Source organism: Avibacterium sp. 20-126, from assembly GCF_044358625.1.
GTDB lineage: Bacteria > Pseudomonadota > Gammaproteobacteria > Enterobacterales > Pasteurellaceae > Avibacterium.
The window spans coordinates 1,923,443-1,940,022 of the sequence record NZ_CP091457.1 but is presented as its reverse complement, the minus strand read 5'-3'; the positions used below and the strand labels follow the sequence as shown (position 1 = coordinate 1,940,022).

Annotated in this window: 15 protein-coding genes; 10 read left to right on the top strand and 5 right to left on the bottom strand. The window is 40.4% G+C overall.

Going from position 1 to position 16,580, the window contains the following annotated elements:
- The first annotated feature begins 5 nt into the window (after nucleotides 1–5).
- The 3 genes from dcd to L4F91_RS09115 are packed head-to-tail and all read left to right on the top strand — an operon-like array spanning nucleotide 6 to nucleotide 3,152.
- On the top strand, nucleotides 6–590 hold the full coding sequence (gene dcd, locus L4F91_RS09125) for a dCTP deaminase (protein ID WP_265762575.1): 585 nt from the start codon (nucleotides 6–8) through the stop codon (nucleotides 588–590).
- A 3-nt stretch (nucleotides 591–593) separates the two neighbouring features.
- Nucleotides 594–1,904 (top strand): hypothetical protein, encoded by a 1,311-nt coding sequence (locus L4F91_RS09120; RefSeq protein ID WP_250363558.1) that lies wholly within the window; start codon nucleotides 594–596, stop codon nucleotides 1,902–1,904.
- A 57-nt stretch (nucleotides 1,905–1,961) separates the two neighbouring features.
- Nucleotides 1,962–3,152 (top strand): sugar transporter, encoded by a 1,191-nt coding sequence (locus L4F91_RS09115; protein WP_265762576.1) that lies wholly within the window; start codon nucleotides 1,962–1,964, stop codon nucleotides 3,150–3,152.
- A gap of 75 nt (nucleotides 3,153–3,227) precedes the next feature.
- Here L4F91_RS09115 and der read toward each other — a convergent pair whose 3' ends face one another.
- On the bottom strand, nucleotides 3,228–4,757 hold the full coding sequence (der, locus tag L4F91_RS09110; protein WP_395896095.1) for a ribosome biogenesis GTPase Der: 1,530 nt from the start codon (nucleotides 4,755–4,757) through the stop codon (nucleotides 3,228–3,230).
- 290 nt (nucleotides 4,758–5,047) lie between these two features.
- Here der and L4F91_RS09105 point away from each other — a divergent pair, with 290 nt between their 5' ends.
- The 4 genes from L4F91_RS09105 (at nucleotide 5,048) to L4F91_RS09090 (ending at nucleotide 9,566) form a co-directional block, all read left to right on the top strand.
- Complete coding sequence (locus L4F91_RS09105) at nucleotides 5,048–6,643, top strand: lactate permease LctP family transporter (RefSeq protein WP_265762578.1); 1,596 nt, start codon at nucleotides 5,048–5,050, stop codon at nucleotides 6,641–6,643.
- 76 nt (nucleotides 6,644–6,719) lie between these two features.
- Nucleotides 6,720–7,451, top strand: a complete 732-nt coding sequence (locus L4F91_RS09100; protein WP_250349519.1) for a (Fe-S)-binding protein — start codon at nucleotides 6,720–6,722, stop codon at nucleotides 7,449–7,451.
- 1 nt (nucleotide 7,452) lies between these two features.
- Nucleotides 7,453–8,865, top strand: a complete 1,413-nt coding sequence (locus L4F91_RS09095; RefSeq protein WP_250349520.1) for a LutB/LldF family L-lactate oxidation iron-sulfur protein — start codon at nucleotides 7,453–7,455, stop codon at nucleotides 8,863–8,865.
- A complete protein-coding gene (locus L4F91_RS09090) occupies nucleotides 8,865–9,566 on the top strand; it encodes a lactate utilization protein C (protein ID WP_250363555.1) in 702 nt (233 codons plus the stop codon). Before L4F91_RS09095 ends, L4F91_RS09090 begins: the two co-directional genes overlap by 1 nt.
- A 202-nt stretch (nucleotides 9,567–9,768) precedes the next feature.
- Here the strand turns inward: L4F91_RS09090 and typA are convergent, their stop codons facing one another.
- Complete coding sequence (gene typA / locus L4F91_RS09085; RefSeq protein ID WP_250349522.1) at nucleotides 9,769–11,619, bottom strand: translational GTPase TypA; 1,851 nt, start codon at nucleotides 11,617–11,619, stop codon at nucleotides 9,769–9,771.
- Nucleotides 11,620–11,934: 315 nt separating this feature from the next.
- On the opposite strand from typA, the gene glnA reads away from it, so the two are divergent.
- Entirely contained in the window at nucleotides 11,935–13,353 is a 1,419-nt protein-coding gene (gene glnA / locus L4F91_RS09080; RefSeq protein ID WP_395896092.1) for a glutamate--ammonia ligase, read from the top strand.
- A gap of 63 nt (nucleotides 13,354–13,416) precedes the next feature.
- Here the strand turns inward: glnA and L4F91_RS09075 are convergent, their stop codons facing one another.
- The 3 genes from L4F91_RS09075 to arsC all read right to left on the bottom strand — a co-directional run bounded on the left by L4F91_RS09075 (nucleotide 13,417) and on the right by arsC (nucleotide 14,424).
- Nucleotides 13,417–13,710 (bottom strand): DUF5377 family protein, encoded by a 294-nt coding sequence (locus L4F91_RS09075; protein WP_250349524.1) that lies wholly within the window; start codon nucleotides 13,708–13,710, stop codon nucleotides 13,417–13,419.
- Nucleotides 13,682–13,993, bottom strand: a complete 312-nt coding sequence (locus L4F91_RS09070; protein WP_250349525.1) for an alternative ribosome-rescue factor A — start codon at nucleotides 13,991–13,993, stop codon at nucleotides 13,682–13,684. The genes L4F91_RS09075 and L4F91_RS09070 overlap by 29 nt, the downstream gene beginning before the upstream one ends.
- Nucleotides 13,994–14,073: 80 nt before the next feature.
- Nucleotides 14,074–14,424, bottom strand: coding sequence for an arsenate reductase (glutaredoxin) (gene arsC / locus L4F91_RS09065; RefSeq protein ID WP_265777326.1), 351 nt, complete (start codon nucleotides 14,422–14,424; stop codon nucleotides 14,074–14,076).
- Nucleotides 14,425–14,656: 232 nt separating this feature from the next.
- Here arsC and L4F91_RS09060 point away from each other — a divergent pair, with 232 nt between their 5' ends.
- On the top strand, nucleotides 14,657–15,724 hold the full coding sequence (locus L4F91_RS09060; protein WP_250363551.1) for an AI-2E family transporter: 1,068 nt from the start codon (nucleotides 14,657–14,659) through the stop codon (nucleotides 15,722–15,724).
- A gap of 114 nt (nucleotides 15,725–15,838) precedes the next feature.
- Complete coding sequence (gene artP / locus L4F91_RS09055; RefSeq protein WP_265777325.1) at nucleotides 15,839–16,576, top strand: arginine ABC transporter ATP-binding protein ArtP; 738 nt, start codon at nucleotides 15,839–15,841, stop codon at nucleotides 16,574–16,576.
- Nucleotides 16,577–16,580 lie beyond the last annotated feature (4 nt).

The window sequence follows — 16,580 nt, the reverse complement described above, 5'->3', positions numbered from 1 at the left end:
TAACAATGAGATTATGTGATACTGACATTGAACGTTATTTAGATCAAGGTATTATCAGCTTAACGCCACGCCCAGATAATGACAAAATCAATGGTGCAACCGTTGATGTACGCTTAGGTAATTCTTTCCGTGTATTTCGTGAGCATACAGCGCCTTATATTGATTTAAGTGGCAAAAAAGAAGAGGTTTCTGCCCAGCTTGAAGCGGTGATGAGTGATGAAATTCTCATTGATGACGGTGAGGCATTCTTTCTTCACCCGGGGGAACTTGCCCTTGCTACCACTTTTGAAGCCGTATCTTTGCCCGCAAATATTATCGGTTGGCTAGATGGACGCTCTTCCCTTGCTCGCCTAGGGTTGATGGTTCACGTTACAGCACATCGCATTGATCCGGGTTGGAATGGGCGAATCGTGTTGGAATTTTATAATTCAGGTAAATTACCTTTAGCACTGCGTCCAAAAATGGTGATTGGCGCATTAAGTTTTGAAGTGCTAAGTGGTGAGGCAGCCCGTCCTTATAATCGCCGTCAAGATGCGAAATATAAGGATCAGCAAAATGCGGTAGCCAGCCGTATTGATAAGGATAAATAAGCAATGAAAAAGAAAATAATATGGCTAATCGCACTGTTGTGTGTTGGGCTATGTTTTCTTTTTTGGCAGAAATCACGTTTAACCGCACAACTTTCTGCACAGCTTGCGCAACATCATATCCAAGTGACGAAAGTAGAAAGTCAGCTTTTCCCTACTCAATTATCCTTACATCAAGTTAAGTTTCAACAAAAAGCGCGGTGGTTTTTTTTCGAAAAAATTGTGCTTGAATTCAATCCTATCACCTTGCTTAGTGGTCAGCTTACGCTGAATGAGCTTCAGTTGCATAATGGCAAAATGGCAGGTTCTCAATGGCAAGGGCTAAATGTTAGTCTAACCCCCAGCGCACTTGCTTGGCAGGATATTTCCCATTTATTCAATGCGTTATCACAAAATGCCTCATTGAATTTAACCTCTCCTTTGCAAATGGCGTTTAGCGCACAGGCAACACGAAATGAAAGTCAACTCCATTTACAAGGAAACTTGCAACTTTCCAATAATGGCTTAACTTTTCAGCAAATTGCCGGGCTGTGGCAGTTTGAACAGCCACTTTATGGCGATGTGAATACAGTGGTATTGCAATTATCACAAGGGAATTTACACAGTGAAACCCAAAACCAAACTCAGCATTACCAACTTGATTTTACGGATCTTAGCATTAATCAAATACCATTTTCGCAGGGAAAAATTCTGCTGGAATTTCAACCGCACTTTATAAATGGCAACCTTGCCTTGTTATCACAAGGGAATATGAACTTCCAATTTAATCAAGAATCACAACGTTTGCAGTTTTCCGCACAGAATATCGCCATAGAACAATGGCTAGCATTGTTGAAATTACCCGTATTGGCAACAGGGCAAGCTCAATTAAAAGGAGAAATGGAACTGGTTGCACAGAAAATCAAAAAAGGGCAGGCGAGTTTACAGATTACCAATGGCAAAGCGAAAAATGTCAATCTGTTAGCCATCGTGGCACAACGTTTGCCGATTAATTATGATACAGAACGCTTGCAAAATATGGATTCGCCTTTTGAACTGTTGAGTACCCAATTAATCTGGGATCAGCAAACAATGCAATGGCAAAATTTACAATTACACGATGCTTATTTTCAACTGGCAGGCGAAGGGACAGTGGATCAAGTCAGCCAGCAATGCGATTTTCGCGTTAATCTCAATTTGCGTGAGAAAAAATATCAACAGATCCAACTGCCGTTACATTTCTTTGGTGATTGCTATTCGCCACAATATCACATTGAGTCCACGCAAGGATTAAAAAAACAACTTAAAGCGCTATTGAAACAACATTTTTCCCATTGAGAAAAAACCAAACTTCTATGCTAAAATAGCCCCCTTTTTTGCTAACCCCAATTAACAATGTTATCTCCCAAAATTGTTCGCCGTGTAAAATTATGGCGCGTTATTTGTATGGCGTTTTCCGCGTTTATTTTCAACACCACCGAGTTTATCCCAGTGGCACTATTATCGGATATCGCGAAAAGTTTCCAAATGCCCGTCAGCCAAACTGGGCTGATGATCACCATTTATGCGTGGATTGTTTCCCTGCTTTCCTTGCCCTTTATGTTACTAACCGCAAAGCTAGAACGGCGTAGCTTGCTGATTAAACTATTTATTCTGTTTATCTTGAGCCACATACTGTCCTGTGTGGCGTGGAATTTTCACGTATTGCTGATTTCTCGCATTGGCATTGCAATCTCTCATTCTGTGTTCTGGGCAATTACCGCCTCGCTTACAGTACGCCTTGCACCGAAAGATAAAAAAGCACAAGCGCTCGGTTTGTTAGCAATGGGCAGTGCATTAGCAATGGTGTTAGGTTTACCTTTAGGGCGTATTATTGGACAATGGCTGGGTTGGCGAACCACCTTTGGCGTGATTGGTGTGGTGGCATTTATCGTATTGATTTTTCTCTATAAATTATTACCGCACTTAGTGAGTAAAAATGCCGGTTCATTGAAAAGTGTTCCGATTTTATTTAAACGTCCACTCTTAGTCGGATTATTTGTTCTTACCGCCATTGTGATTTCAGCTCATTTCACCGCATATAGCTATGTTGAACCTTTTATGATCCAAGAAGTGACTATTGCGCCAACAGAAACGACCCTGATTTTATTGCTGTTTGGTTGTGCTGGAATGATCGCAAGTTTTTTATTTGGTCGCTTTCATCGCTTTGGACCGGCAAAATTTTTACTTATTGCAATGATAAGTCTAAGCCTTTCCTTGTTTTTATTGCTATTATTAAAACAGCATTCTGCGTTTACCTATCCATTAATTTTATTATGGGGAACAGGTATTGCAGGGATTGGATTAAGTTTACAGATCCGTATTTTACAACTTGCTCCCGATGCAACAGATGTCGCAATGGCAATATTTTCAGGGATTTATAATATCGGCATTGGTGGCGGCGCATTATTAGGGAATCAAGTGATGCAACATTTGGGATTATCTTATATCGGTGTGGTTGGCGGAATACTGGCATTATTTAGTATGCTGTTATTTTTATTTATTCATTTACGTTATCGTTATTTGCCAATCCAGATAACGCAATAATTAAGTGCGGTGGAAAAATAGCTCATTTTTCTGTAGGTAATAAAAAAGGCGATGGTTGATCGCCTTTTATTTTAACTATTTCTTTGATTTCTTTATAAATTTCATCAAACGTTTACGCTTACGCAACTGATTTGGAGTCAATTTATTGCGTTTCCCTGCAAATGGGTTACTGCCTTCTTGGAATAGTAAGCGAATTGGTGAGCCAATGATTTTTAGACTGCGACGATAATAGTTTGATAAATAACGTTTATAGCTATCTGGCAGGCGATCAATTTGGTTACCGTGTACCACAATAATTGGCGGATTATAGCCACCCGGATGAGCGTATTTTAATTTGATTCGGCGACCACTCATCATCGGCGGTTGATGTTCATCAGTTGCCATTTGTAGGATACGAGTGAGCATTGAGGTGGTCATTTTTTGCGTGGCACAAGCATAAGCCTCTTTAATGGAATCAAAGAGATTGCCCACACCGCTACCGTGTAATGCGGAAATAAAGTGAACTCTTGCAAAATCAATAAAATCTAGGCGACGATCTAATTCTGACTTTACACGATCTTTAACCTCTTGATCTAAACCGTCCCACTTGTTTACCACGATGACTAAAGAACGCCCCGCATTTAAGATGAAGCCGAGCAAGGAAAGATCTTGGTCGGAAATCCCTTCACGCGCATCAATGGTGAGTAGTACCACATTGGCTTCTTGAATTGCTTGTAAGGTTTTGATTACAGAGAATTTTTCTACCGTTAAATGCACCTTGCCCCGTTTACGTACCCCAGCGGTGTCGATGATCGTGTAATGCTGACCATCACGTTCCATCGGAATAGAAATGCTATCTCGTGTTGTACCAGGGAGATCGTAAACCACGACGCGATCTTCACCTAAAATACGGTTCGTGAGGGTGGATTTACCCACGTTAGGACGCCCTACAATAGCAATTTTGATATTTTGCTCTTGTTCGCTTTCTTCTTCCTCAAGGGCTTCATCTAAAAGCTGGCTATCTTCTTCGTTGTTGAAATCAAACTCGTGATCCCATTCATCATCTTGGTTTTCTTCGTTATTTTTCACCGCACTTTGGTTTTGCGCTGCTTCTTTTTCCGCATTCTGTTCAGCAAGGGGGGCAAGCACTTGTTCCATTAACGCGTTTACGCCACGCCCTTGTGAAGCGGCGATTTGTACAATTTCGCCTAACCCAAGCTGATAAAATTCAGCACAATGTGAATCGGCATCAATACCGTCAGTTTTATTGGCAACCAGCACGGTGGTTTTATTTTGACGTTGGCGTAAATATTGGGCGATGCCAATATCGGCAGAAGTTAGTCCAGCACGCGCATCAACAAGAAACAATACAATGTCAGCTTCTTCAATGGCAAGTAAGGATTGCTCAGCCATTTTTTCTTCAACGCCTTCTTCGGTACCGTCAATACCGCCCGTATCGATCACGATAAAATCATAACCAGCAATATTGGCTTGACCATATTTACGATCGCGTGTTAACCCCGGGAAGTCGGCAACAAGGGCATCACGAGTACGTGTTAGGCGATTAAATAAGGTGGATTTCCCCACATTTGGGCGACCCACAAGGGCAACAACAGGAGTTGTCATAAAAACCTCTATCTTTGTTAGGGCAAATTTTCACGGCAAAAACAAAGTGCGGTGAAAAAATAACAAGTTTTTTGCAAAATTGGCTAATTATAGCGGATTTTACCCTGAATGAGAAATGGCTTATTGGATAGGTTAAAGGCTAACTAGAAGGAAGTATTTTTAGCAAAATGTTAAAATTTTTTGTGATCATTGTCATAATTTTTTAACAAATATTTTACTAAATCGATTAAATCAGCATAGAATGGCGACCCAGTTAAGTCATAAAATTAATTATTGATGGAGTAGTTTGTATGGCTCTTTTTTTGAGTATTTTTCCTATTGTTTTATTAATTTATTTAATGGTAAAACGTAATGCGTTGCCATCTTATGTTGCTTTGCCGTGGATTGCAGTAGTCGTATTAATTATTCAATTTATTTTCTTCGGTACAGATATCGCCATTGTGAGTGCCAATGTTACCGCGGCATTGGTGGCGGTTCAAACGCCAATTACGGTGATTTTCGGGGCGATTTTATTTAATCGTTTTTCTGAAACTTCAGGGGTAACGAATACATTACGCAAATGGTTGGGAAACATTAATCCAAATCCTGTTGCACAAATTATGATTATCGGTTGGGCATTCGCGTTTATGATTGAAGGAGCGAGTGGCTTCGGAACACCCGCCGCAATTGCTGCCCCAATTTTAGTGGGATTAGGTTTTCCGCCATTAAAAGTGGCGATGTTAGCCTTAATTATGAACTCGGTTCCCGTTTCTTTCGGGGCGGTAGGTACGCCAACGTGGTTCGGATTTGGGCCTTTACACCTTAATGAAGGACAAATTTTAGAAATTGGTTCAATGTCAGCATTAATTCATTCGTTTGCGGCATTAATTATTCCATTAATGGCATTACGTTTAATTGTCGGCTGGAGTGAAATTCGTAAAAATCTTGTCTTTATTTATATCAGTATTTTTGCTTGTGTGGTGCCTTATTTCTTATTAGCACAAGTAAATTATGAATTTCCATCATTAGTGGGTGGGGCAATTGGCTTGTTGGTGTCTGTATTCGTGGCGAATAAAGGCATCGGTTTAGCAAAAGTGGAAAATAACCTTGACGACAATGCAGTAAGTATGGGGCAAGTGGTAAAAGCCTTATTGCCAACAGGATTACTCATTGCGATTTTGATTGTAACACGTTTGCAACAATTACCATTCAAAGCAATGATGAACGATGCGACAACTTGGCTTAGCGTGCAATTAGGCTCATTAGGTTTATTTGAAATTAGCCACGGCTTGATTTTCAGCTTAAAACACATTTTTGGCACATCAGTTAATGCAAGCTATAAATTGCTTTATGTGCCAGCATTAATTCCATTTGTGGTAACCGTATTAATTTCTATCCCATTATTTTCATTGTCGGCAAGTAAAACCAAAGAGATTTTTATGGGAAGCTTAAGACAAACTCGCAACCCATTTTTAGCACTCGTTGGGGCATTAATTATGGTGAATTTAATGCTTGTGGGAGGCGATAATTCAATGGTGAAAATTATCGGTCGAAGTTTCGCTGAAGCCACTGGCGAATACTGGACATTATTTGCTTCTTACTTAGGCGCTGTAGGGGCATTCTTCTCTGGTTCAAATACGGTTTCTAACCTGACCTTTGGTAGTGTTCAACTTTCCACAGCAGAAATTACGGGCTTGTCAGCCACCCTTGTGCTTGCCTTACAATCTGTGGGCGGCGCAATGGGGAATATGGTATGTATCAATAATATCGTTGCGGTAAGCTCAGTATTAAATATTGATAAACAAGAAGGCACGATCATTAAGAAAACCATTATACCAATGATTGTTTATGGTATCATTGCCGCACTTGTTGCATTATTTATTATTCCACTTTTCTTTAACGTTTAGTGCGAATTATTACAAATCAGGCAGAGGCAACTTTGCCTGATTTCTTCATTTCTATTTGATTATGTTGGAGTAATTTATGAACGTAAATTTTTACGTTACTTGTATCGCTGATGTTGTGAAAGCCGGCGTTGCAAAAAATACAGTATTATTACTAGAAAAATTGGGCTGTCATATTGTTTTCCTTGAAAAACAAGGTTGCTGTGGACAGCCTGCGATTAACAGTGGTTATACCAAACAAGCCTTAGCAGGAATGAAAAACTTGGTAGAGACCTTTGAAGTGAATGATTACCCTATCGTTGCCCCAGCTGGCTCTTGTGTTTACGCAATTAAAAATTATCCTGAATATTTTAACCGTTTTGGTGAGGTTGAGTGGGCTGAACGTGCGCAGAAAGTGTCTGATCGTTTTTATGATTTAACGGATTTTATCGTTAATAAATTAGGCGTAACTAATGTGGGTGCGAGATTAACGGGAAAAGCAGTTTATCACCCTTCTTGTAGTTTAAGCCGTAAATTAGGTATTGTGAACGAACCTTTAACCTTATTACAAAATGTGAAAGGGCTAGAATTATTGCCAATTCATAATCAAAGCACTTGCTGTGGTTTCGGTGGAACATTTTCCGTCAAAATGGCAGAAATTTCTGGTGAAATGGTTACAGAAAAAGTGGCGCATATTACTGAGGTTGAGCCAGACTATTTAATCGGTGCAGATGTGAGTTGTTTGCTCAATATAGGCGGACGTTTAAGTCGTGAAGGCAAAAAGGTGAAAGTGATGCACATTGCCGAAGTATTAATGCAGGAGGAAAAATAAGATGTCATTAAAAACCAGTAATCTTGCATTTAAAAAACGTGTGGATAATGAAATTCACAACGACATTATGCGAAAAGCCATTGTTATGGCGCAAGAACGTATTGGCACAAATCGCCAAAAAATGGTGGACGAACTGGGCCATTGGGAAGAATGGCGTGATGAGGCAAAACATATTCGTAACCACGTTTTAGCTAATCTTGATGCTTATTTATATCAATTAAGCGAAAAAGTGAGCGAAAATGGTGGAAAAGTGTATTTTGCTGAAACGGCAGAAGATGCAACCAATTATATCCGTCAAGTTGCCCTTGAGAAAAATGCCAAGAAAATTGTCAAATCCAAATCAATGGTTACCGAAGAAATCGGTATGAATGAAGTGCTTGAAGCCGAAGGCATTAAAGTGGTGGAAACAGATTTAGGCGAATATATCCTACAAATTGCCGGAGATCGTCCTTCTCATATTGTGGTGCCAGCCATTCACAAAGATCGCCACCAAATCCGTAAAGATTTACACGAAAAATTAGGCTATGACGGGCCAGAAACGCCAGAAGCAATGACCTTATTTATTCGTGAAAAAATCCGCCAAGATTTCTTAGAGGCGGACATCGGTGTGAGTGGATGTAACTTTGCCGTGCCAGAAACGGGCAGCCTTTGCTTGGTCACCAACGAAGGAAACTTGCGTCTTGCCACCACGGTACCGAAAACGCACATTGCCGTGATGGGAATGGAACGTATTGCGCCTACCTTTGAGGAAGTGGATGTTTTAATCACAATGCTTGCCAGAAGTGCAGTCGGTGCAAAACTAACCGGCTATAACACTTGGCTAACAGGGCCACGTCTTACGGGGGAAACAGATGGCCCTGAAGAATTCCATTTAGTTATCGTGGATAATGGCCGTTCAAAAATTCTTGAAAGTGAATTTAAAGAGGTATTACGTTGTATCCGTTGTGGAGCCTGTTTAAATACTTGCCCAGCATATCGCCAAATTGGTGGACACGGTTATGGCTCAATTTATCCGGGACCAATCGGATCAGTCATTTCCCCATTACTAGGCGGTTATGAAGATTTTAAAGAACTGCCATACGCCTGCTCGTTATGCACAGCTTGTAATTCCGTTTGCCCAGTGAAAATTCCATTGGCACAACTTATCCTAAAACACCGTGAGCATATTGCTCAAAGTGGTATGACGCCTGCAGCAGAGCGTTTATCTATCTTTGGCTTCAATTTTGCAAATTCCCACCCAACGTTATGGAAAGTGGGCGTGAATGTTGGGGCGAAAGTTGCCAGTAAGTTCATCAAAAATGGTAAAGCACCGCTTGAATTTGGGGCATTAGCAGAATGGACAAAAGCACGCGATCTACCAAGTGCAGATGGCGAAAGTTTCCGTGAATGGTTTAACAAAAGAGAGGCAAAATAATGGACGTACAAAATAGAGAAAACTTTCTGAACAAACTTGCGGAAAAAATGGGGCGTCCACGCCAGCTTGTGCCAGAACCAATGCCTGCACCGCTGAATGATTATGCCACTACACGTTTAACTGATCTTAACCCACAAGCTTTATGCCAAGCGTTTATCGAATCAGCAAAAGCGATGATGGTTGATGTGATTGAAACAAATGAAGCAGAAATACAAAGTGCGGTGCTTTCTGTGTGTGAAAAATATGGTGGTGGGCCAGTTATTCTCACGGGAGATGAGCGTTTAGCGCAACTTGGTATTACTCAAGCGGTACAAGCACATTACGACACTACGGTCTGGCTACCACAAAATGGCGAAGAAAACCTAAAACACGCAGAACAAGCGAATATCGGTATTGCTTATGCAGAATATGGTTTAGCTGAGTCAGGGGGAATCGTGTTATTTTCAGGTAAAGATAAAGGCCGTTCAGTAAGTTTATTGCCTGAAAAATCCATTGTGGTAGTACGTAAAAGCCTTGTTTTACCTCGCGTCGCACAACTTGCTAAAATTCTGCACGACAAAGCTGTGTTAGGGGAAAGAATGCCTTCTTGTGTGAATATCATTTCAGGCCCAAGTTCCACAGCAGATATTGAGTTAGTAAAAGTGGTGGGCGTTCACGGACCGACTACCAAAGTGTATGTAGTGATTGATGATCTTGCTTAGCACTTAGTTATTTAACTTATACTGTATTAAAAGTCGAATGGATTTTCATTCGGCTTTTTTGTGTAACGTTAGTTTGAACTTTTGCGAAGACTGACTTAATAAAACTAGGCTAAAGTAAAGGGAATAGCAAGGTTTACGATAAAAAGTGCGGTGGAAAATTTGTAAAAAAAACACCGCACTTTTTTACTTAAGAATAATGGAATTAATGTGTACTCGTACTGGTTGTGGTACGGCTAGCACGTTTGCGTTCCATTTCAGTCAGTAATTTTTTACGAATACGTACTGAAGTTGGCGTTACTTCCACTAATTCATCATCATCAATAAACTCAATGGCTTGCTCAAGAGAGAAACGTACTGGTGTGGTTAAGGCGATCGCATCATCTTTTCCTGAAGCTCGCATATTGGTGAGTTTCTTCCCTTGTAAGCAGTTTACTGTGAGATCGTTTGAGCGGCTGTGAATACCAATAATTTGACCTTCATACACTTCCACACCGTGATCGATCATCAGTTTACCACGCTCTTGTAAGCCCCATAGTGCATAAGCAAGGGCTTTCCCTGTACCATTTGAAATCAATACACCATTTTTACGCTGACCGATTTCACCGGCTTTTACGTCATCATAATGGCTGAATGTGGAATAGAGTAGCCCTGTTCCTGAGGTCATCGTCATAAATTCATTGCGGAAACCAATTAAACCACGGCTTGGAATAATATATTCTAAACGGGTACGTCCTTTGCCGTCTGGGATCATATCTTTCACTTCACCTTTACGGATACCTAAGGCTTCCATTACTGCACCTTGATGTTGTTCTTCAATATCAATGGTAACTTGCTCGAATGGCTCTTGTTTACGACCGTCTTCTTCTTTAAAGATAACTTTTGGACGAGATACCGCAAGCTCATAGCCTTCACGGCGCATATTTTCAATTAACACAGAAAGGTGCAATTCACCACGCCCTGAAACACGGAATTCATCAGGGTTTTGGGTCTCTTCTACACGCAATGCCACATTATGTACAAGCTCTTTGTTTAAGCGTTCTAAGATTTGGCGAGAGGTAACAAATTTCCCTTCTTTTCCACAGAATGGCGAGGTGTTTACGCAGAAGAACATTGTTACCGTCGGCTCATCAACACTTAATGCTGGTAAGGCTTCTACATTGTTCACATCGCAAATGGTGTCGGAAATATTGAGTTCACCTAATCCTGTAATTGCTACAATGTCGCCCGCTTGCGCAAGATCTTCTTCATAGCGTTGTAAGCCTAAATGCCCTAATACTTGACCAATTTTGCCATTACGTGTTTTACCTTCACTGTCAATAATGGTCACTGCTTGATTTGGTTTGACTTTACCACGTTTGATACGCCCAATGCCAATTACGCCTACATAGTTGCTATAATCAAGCTGTGAAATTTGCATTTGGAATGGGGCATCAAGCTCGACTTTTGGTGGTTCAACGTGTTCTACAATGGCTTCAAATAATGGCGTCATATCTTCTGCCAGCTCTTCGTGTTCTAAGCCTGCTACGCCATTTAATGCTGAGGCGTAAATAATTGGAAAGTCAAGTTGTTCATCGGTTGCCCCAAGATTGACGAAAAGATCGAAGACTTGATCCACCACCCAATCAGGGCGTGCGCCTGGTCTATCTACCTTATTAATCACCACGATGGGTTTTAACCCGTGAGCAAAGGCTTTTTGTGTAACAAAGCGTGTTTGTGGCATTGGACCGTCAAAGGCATCAACAACGAGTAATACGCTATCCACCATAGAAAGCACGCGTTCTACTTCACCGCCAAAATCAGCGTGTCCCGGGGTATCAACAATATTTATACGGTAATCGTTCCAGTTAATTGCGGTATTTTTTGCAAGAATGGTAATGCCACGTTCTTTCTCAAGATCGTTGGAGTCCATTACACGCTCATCTGCGTCCGCACGGCTTGCTTCAAGGGTGCCTGATTGTTGTAATAATTTATCAACAAGGGTCGTTTTTCCGTGGTCAACGTGAGCAATAATTGCGATGTTACGCAATTTGTTAATATCAATGGTATCTGTCATTTGAAAAGTCTTTTGTTATCAATAATGATGTTTGAATAATGTGCAATCTTATTCGCAAGATTGCACGAAAAGGTTGCAGATTATACAACGTTTTGTCCACGTGAGCTATGAATAATTAGAAATAAGTGGTGTGCTGTCTTTTGGAGAGCATTTTATAAAGTGCGGTGTAAAAATGCCGAATTTTTTCCCCGCACTTGAGTAAAATTAAAATCTCGCTCGCCCCTTGAATTTTGCAAGTGATGTGATATTTTAGCCAGCGTGCATTGCACACCCATTATCTCAACTCTAGCAATCATACTTATGAGGATTATCACTATGTCAAATGAAGCGGCCGTTGCCAATGTGTTTAAATTAATTGAAGAAAATGACATTAAATTCGTTCTTCTACGTTTTACGGATATAAAAGGAAAAGAGCACGGCGTATCTTTACCAGTTAGTCTCATTGATGAAGACTTATTTGAGGATGGTAAAATGTTTGACGGCTCCTCGGTAGAAGGCTGGAAAGCGATTAATAAAGCGGATATGTTATTAATGCCAATTGCTGAAACCGCCGTAGTTGATCCCTTCGCACAAATTCCAACCTTATCCCTTCGCTGCAGTATTTATGAACCTACTACAATGCAAAGCTATGATCGTGATCCACGTTCTATTGCAACCCGTGCAGAAAATTATATGCGTTCAACAGGTATTGCAGACGATGTCTTTTTCGGCCCAGAACCAGAGTTTTTCTTATTTGATGATGTGCGTTTTGGCTCAGCAATGAATGGTAATTCTTATGTTGTAGATGATATTGAGGGCGCTTGGAATACGAATAAAGCCTATGAGGGGGGCAACAATGGTTATCGTCCTCTAACCAAAGGCGGTTACTGTGCCGTTGCACCAAATGATACCGCGCACGATATTCGCTCTGAAATGTGCTTGATTTTAGAAGAAATGGGATTAGTCGTTGAAGCGCATCACCACGAAGTGGCGACCGCAGGACAAAATGAAATTGCGACCAAATTTAACTCACTTACCCTAAAAGCGGATGAAACCCAAATTTATAAATATGTCGTACAAAATGTTGCGTTAGAACACGGCAAAACCGCGTGTTTTATGCCAAAACCAATCACAGGCGATAATGGATCTGGTATGCACTGTAATATGTCTTTAAGTAAAGACGGCAAAAATATTTTCCAAGGTGACAAATATGCAGGGCTTTCTGAAACCGCGCTTTACTATATCGGTGGCATTATTAAACACGCTAAAGCATTAAATGCCTTTACTAACCCTTCAACCAACTCATATAAACGTTTAGTACCGGGTTTTGAAGCGCCTGTATTATTGGCTTATTCAGCAAGTAATCGTTCAGCTTCAATTCGTATTCCGGCGGTAACTAGCCCGAAAGCAATTCGTATTGAGGCTCGTTTCCCAGATCCAATGGCGAACCCATACTTAGCTTTCTCAGCATTATTAATGGCTGGATTAGACGGTATTGTGAATAAAATTCACCCTGGCGATGCAATGGATAAAAACCTTTATGATCTTCCACCAGAAGAATTAAAAGAAATTCCAGCGGTTGCAGGTTCGTTAGAAGAAGCATTAAACGCCCTCGAACAAGATTATGGCTTCTTAACCCAAGGTGGCGTATTCAGTAAAGAATTTGTGGATGCCTTTATTGCAATGAAACGTAAAGAAGTAGAACGTTTAAATATGACACCACACCCAGTGGAATTTGAGATGTATTATGCTTAAATCTAGATAAAAGAAAGAGCGGTTGAAAAATCGCTCTTTTTTTAGCTTTAGTTCCTAATTAGATTAAGCCGTTACACCTAAATGACCTATTTTTACCCCTAAAAATCCTAGCGCTACGGGATCAAGGTATTCGCCTAAAAATTTGAATAATTCGCTTAATTCGGTGAAAGTGCGATTAATGTTTACTTGATCTTCTACTTTGCGTGTAAATTCATAGGTGATATGTTCACCTTCAATATGGGCATCAAGGGTGATATAAATTTTCTCAAAAAAATGACTGTGGGCGCCTTCTTCACCGGGATCGCTAATGCGTACGTTCCATTCGTTGCTAAATAAACATTCTGTTCTGATTGACATAATGACTTCCTCTATTTGCTATTTTTGTTAAGAAAAACCCGATTATAAAATCTCTGTTGCCAAAAACTTGATAATCGGGCTTTTCAATATATTTCCCTTGATGTTTTGCCTTACGCTGATAGCTGCCTTTGCCTTTTCGTTTCTTTTCAATGCGTTGGCGAAATAATTTATCGGATAATAATGCCTGAATGGCGTTATCTCGAATTGTCCCTTTGTTATGCTGATAGGTGGTGCAACCTTGCACCTCAGCAACGGGCGCAAAAGATTTTTTCTTTTTCATCATTGCCTCTTAATAAATAAAATGGGTAAAAATAATGCCCGCTCAATGATTATGGCGGAGCGGGCATTATTATAGCGAAGAAATTATAAAATTGCTAAAACACTTTCTGGTGGGCGACCAATCTTTGCTTTTTCTCCATTGACTACAATCGGGCGTTCAAGCAAGGCGGAATGCTGTGCGATTGCTTCAAGTAACTGCGTTTCCGTAACAGTGTGTGAATCCAAATGCAATGTGCGGTATAACTCATCTTTCGTTCTCATCATTTCTCGCACACTGTTTAGCTGTAACTTTTGTGCTAATTGTTGCAAGAAATCAACGGAATATTGCTTTTCTAAATAAAGCTCAATTTCCGGCTCAATGCCCTGCTGTTGTAATAACGCAAGGGTTTCGCGACTTTTTGAACAACGTGGGTTGTGATAAATTTTGACGGTCATAGAAAATTCCTTTTATTAGGGGCTGTTGAGAATTCATTTGGGGCTGTATTAGATTAGCACACTCTTTGCTGTCGTTCTTATCAAGGAAAGCATTCTTGATTTTGGACACCACTGCAATTGTGCTAATTTTAAACGATAACTCAAATGTACAATAAATTATCAACAGCCCCTAATATAAATCCCCCTGATTTTACCTTATAATCGGCACAAATTCTCACTGAAAGGAGGCTTTATGTTAGAAATGTTGAAAAATTGGTACAAACGCCGATTTAGTGATCCGCAGGCGATGGCGTTACTTGCCATTTTGCTGTTTGGTTTTATCGCCATTTATTTTTTTAGTGATTTACTTGCGCCGTTGTTGGTGGCGATCGTATTGGCTTATTTGCTGGAAATGCCTATTCGCGTGTTAAATGAGAAACTCAAATTCCCTCGTTTACTGGCAACCCTTCTTGTGCTTGGTGGCTTTATTAGCATTGTGCTGATTATTGCGCTGGTACTCATTCCCACCTTAGTGAATCAAACGATTAATTTATTCAGTGAATTGCCACATATGTTTAATTCCCTTAACGATTGGCTACTTTCTTTGCCTGAACATTATCCTGAAGTGGTGGATTATCAAATGATCGACAGCTTTTTCACCAGTGTGAAAAGCAAAATTTTAGGCTTTGGCGAATCGGCGCTCAAACTTTCAATTTCTTCTATTATCAGCCTTGTGAGCTTGGGCATCTATGCTTTCCTTGTGCCATTAATGGTATTTTTCTTATTAAAGGATAAACAAGAATTACTCACTTATATCAGCGGATTTTTACCTCGCAATCGCAAACTGGCTGATGAAGTGTGGCAAGAAATGCAAAAACAAATTGCCAATTATATTCGTGGCAAAATTATTGAAATTCTTGTCGTTGGTGTGATTACTTATGCAATCTTCCTCTTTTTTGATCTGCGTTATGCCTTATTGCTTGCTGTTACCGTGGGGCTTTCTGTCCTTGTGCCTTATGTGGGGGCGGTGTTAGTGAGTATTCCGGTAGCTTTAGTGGCGATGTCGCAATTTGGTATTACGCCGACTTTTTGGTCATTAATCGCTGCTTATGTGGTAAGTCAAATTTTAGATGGAAACCTGCTTGTGCCATTTTTATTTTCTGAAGCGGTAAACCTCAATCCACTGACTATCATTGTTGCCGTACTTATTTTTGGTGGATTATGGGGCTTCTGGGGCGTGTTTTTTGCGATCCCCCTTGCTACTTTAGTCAAAGCAGTGGTGCATTCTTGGCCTTCTGATGAAAGTGCGGGACAAAGTTAAGCGAATTTTCCCCTTAAAACAAAAGTGCGGTGAAAATTTTTAACTTTTTATTTGCATACTTATGCAAAAAATATTAATATTATTTCAACTTTGAATGTAGAGCTAACAACAAAAATGACCATTAGTGTAAAAAATCTCAATTTTTTCTACGGTTCATCACAAGCCCTGTTTGACATTAATTTAACGGCGGAAGATGGTGATACCGTGGTTTTATTAGGGCCAAGTGGTGCAGGAAAAAGTACACTGATTCGTACTTTAAACCTACTAGAAGTGCCAAAATCAGGCGAACTCGTTATTGCCAATAATAAATTTGATCTTTCTGCGGCAAGGGCAAACCCAAAACAAATGCGTCAATTACGCCAAGATGTGGGGATGGTATTTCAGCAGTACAATTTATGGCCACATTTAAGCGTGATTGAAAATTTGATTGAAGCCCCCGTAAAAGTGCTAGGTTTGGATAAAGAAACCGCGAAAAAACAAGCGCTTGAATTGCTTGCCCGTTTACGCTTGGAAGAATTTGCTGAGCGCTTTCCATTACACCTTTCTGGCGGGCAACAACAGCGTGTGGCGATTGCACGTGCATTAATGATGAAACCACAGGTTTTATTATTTGATGAACCTACGGCAGCGCTAGATCCTGAAATCACCGCGCAAGTGGTGTCAATTATTCAGGAACTGCAACAAACAGGCATTACTCAAGTGATCGTAACGCACGAAGTTTCTGTGGCACAGAAAGTTGCAACCAAAGTGGTGTATATGGAAAAAGGTCATATCATTGAAATGGGCGATGCAAGCTGTTTCACCCAACCGAAAACGGAACAATTTAAACAATACTTATCTCATTCACATTAAGGAA

Bases quoted from the DNA above. Each gene is read 5' to 3' on its own strand.
- L4F91_RS09070 (WP_250349525.1), bottom strand. From the start codon at position 13,993: ATGATGAAAAAGAAAAAATCTTTTGCGCCCGTTGCTGAGGTGCAAGGT.
- dcd (WP_265762575.1), top strand. From the start codon at position 6: ATGAGATTATGTGATACTGACATTGAACGTTATTTAGATCAAGGTATT.
- L4F91_RS09105 (WP_265762578.1), top strand. From the start codon at position 5,048: ATGGCTCTTTTTTTGAGTATTTTTCCTATTGTTTTATTAATTTATTTA.
- arsC (WP_265777326.1), bottom strand. From the start codon at position 14,424: ATGACCGTCAAAATTTATCACAACCCACGTTGTTCAAAAAGTCGCGAA.
- L4F91_RS09095 (WP_250349520.1), top strand. From the start codon at position 7,453: ATGTCATTAAAAACCAGTAATCTTGCATTTAAAAAACGTGTGGATAAT.
- L4F91_RS09115 (WP_265762576.1), top strand. From the start codon at position 1,962: ATGTTATCTCCCAAAATTGTTCGCCGTGTAAAATTATGGCGCGTTATT.
- der (WP_395896095.1), bottom strand. From the start codon at position 4,757: ATGACAACTCCTGTTGTTGCCCTTGTGGGTCGCCCAAATGTGGGGAAA.
- L4F91_RS09120 (WP_250363558.1), top strand. From the start codon at position 594: ATGAAAAAGAAAATAATATGGCTAATCGCACTGTTGTGTGTTGGGCTA.
- L4F91_RS09075 (WP_250349524.1), bottom strand. From the start codon at position 13,710: ATGTCAATCAGAACAGAATGTTTATTTAGCAACGAATGGAACGTACGC.
- glnA (WP_395896092.1), top strand. From the start codon at position 11,935: ATGTCAAATGAAGCGGCCGTTGCCAATGTGTTTAAATTAATTGAAGAA.
- L4F91_RS09100 (WP_250349519.1), top strand. From the start codon at position 6,720: ATGAACGTAAATTTTTACGTTACTTGTATCGCTGATGTTGTGAAAGCC.
- typA (WP_250349522.1), bottom strand. From the start codon at position 11,619: ATGACAGATACCATTGATATTAACAAATTGCGTAACATCGCAATTATT.
- artP (WP_265777325.1), top strand. From the start codon at position 15,839: ATGACCATTAGTGTAAAAAATCTCAATTTTTTCTACGGTTCATCACAA.
- L4F91_RS09060 (WP_250363551.1), top strand. From the start codon at position 14,657: ATGTTAGAAATGTTGAAAAATTGGTACAAACGCCGATTTAGTGATCCG.
- L4F91_RS09090 (WP_250363555.1), top strand. From the start codon at position 8,865: ATGGACGTACAAAATAGAGAAAACTTTCTGAACAAACTTGCGGAAAAA.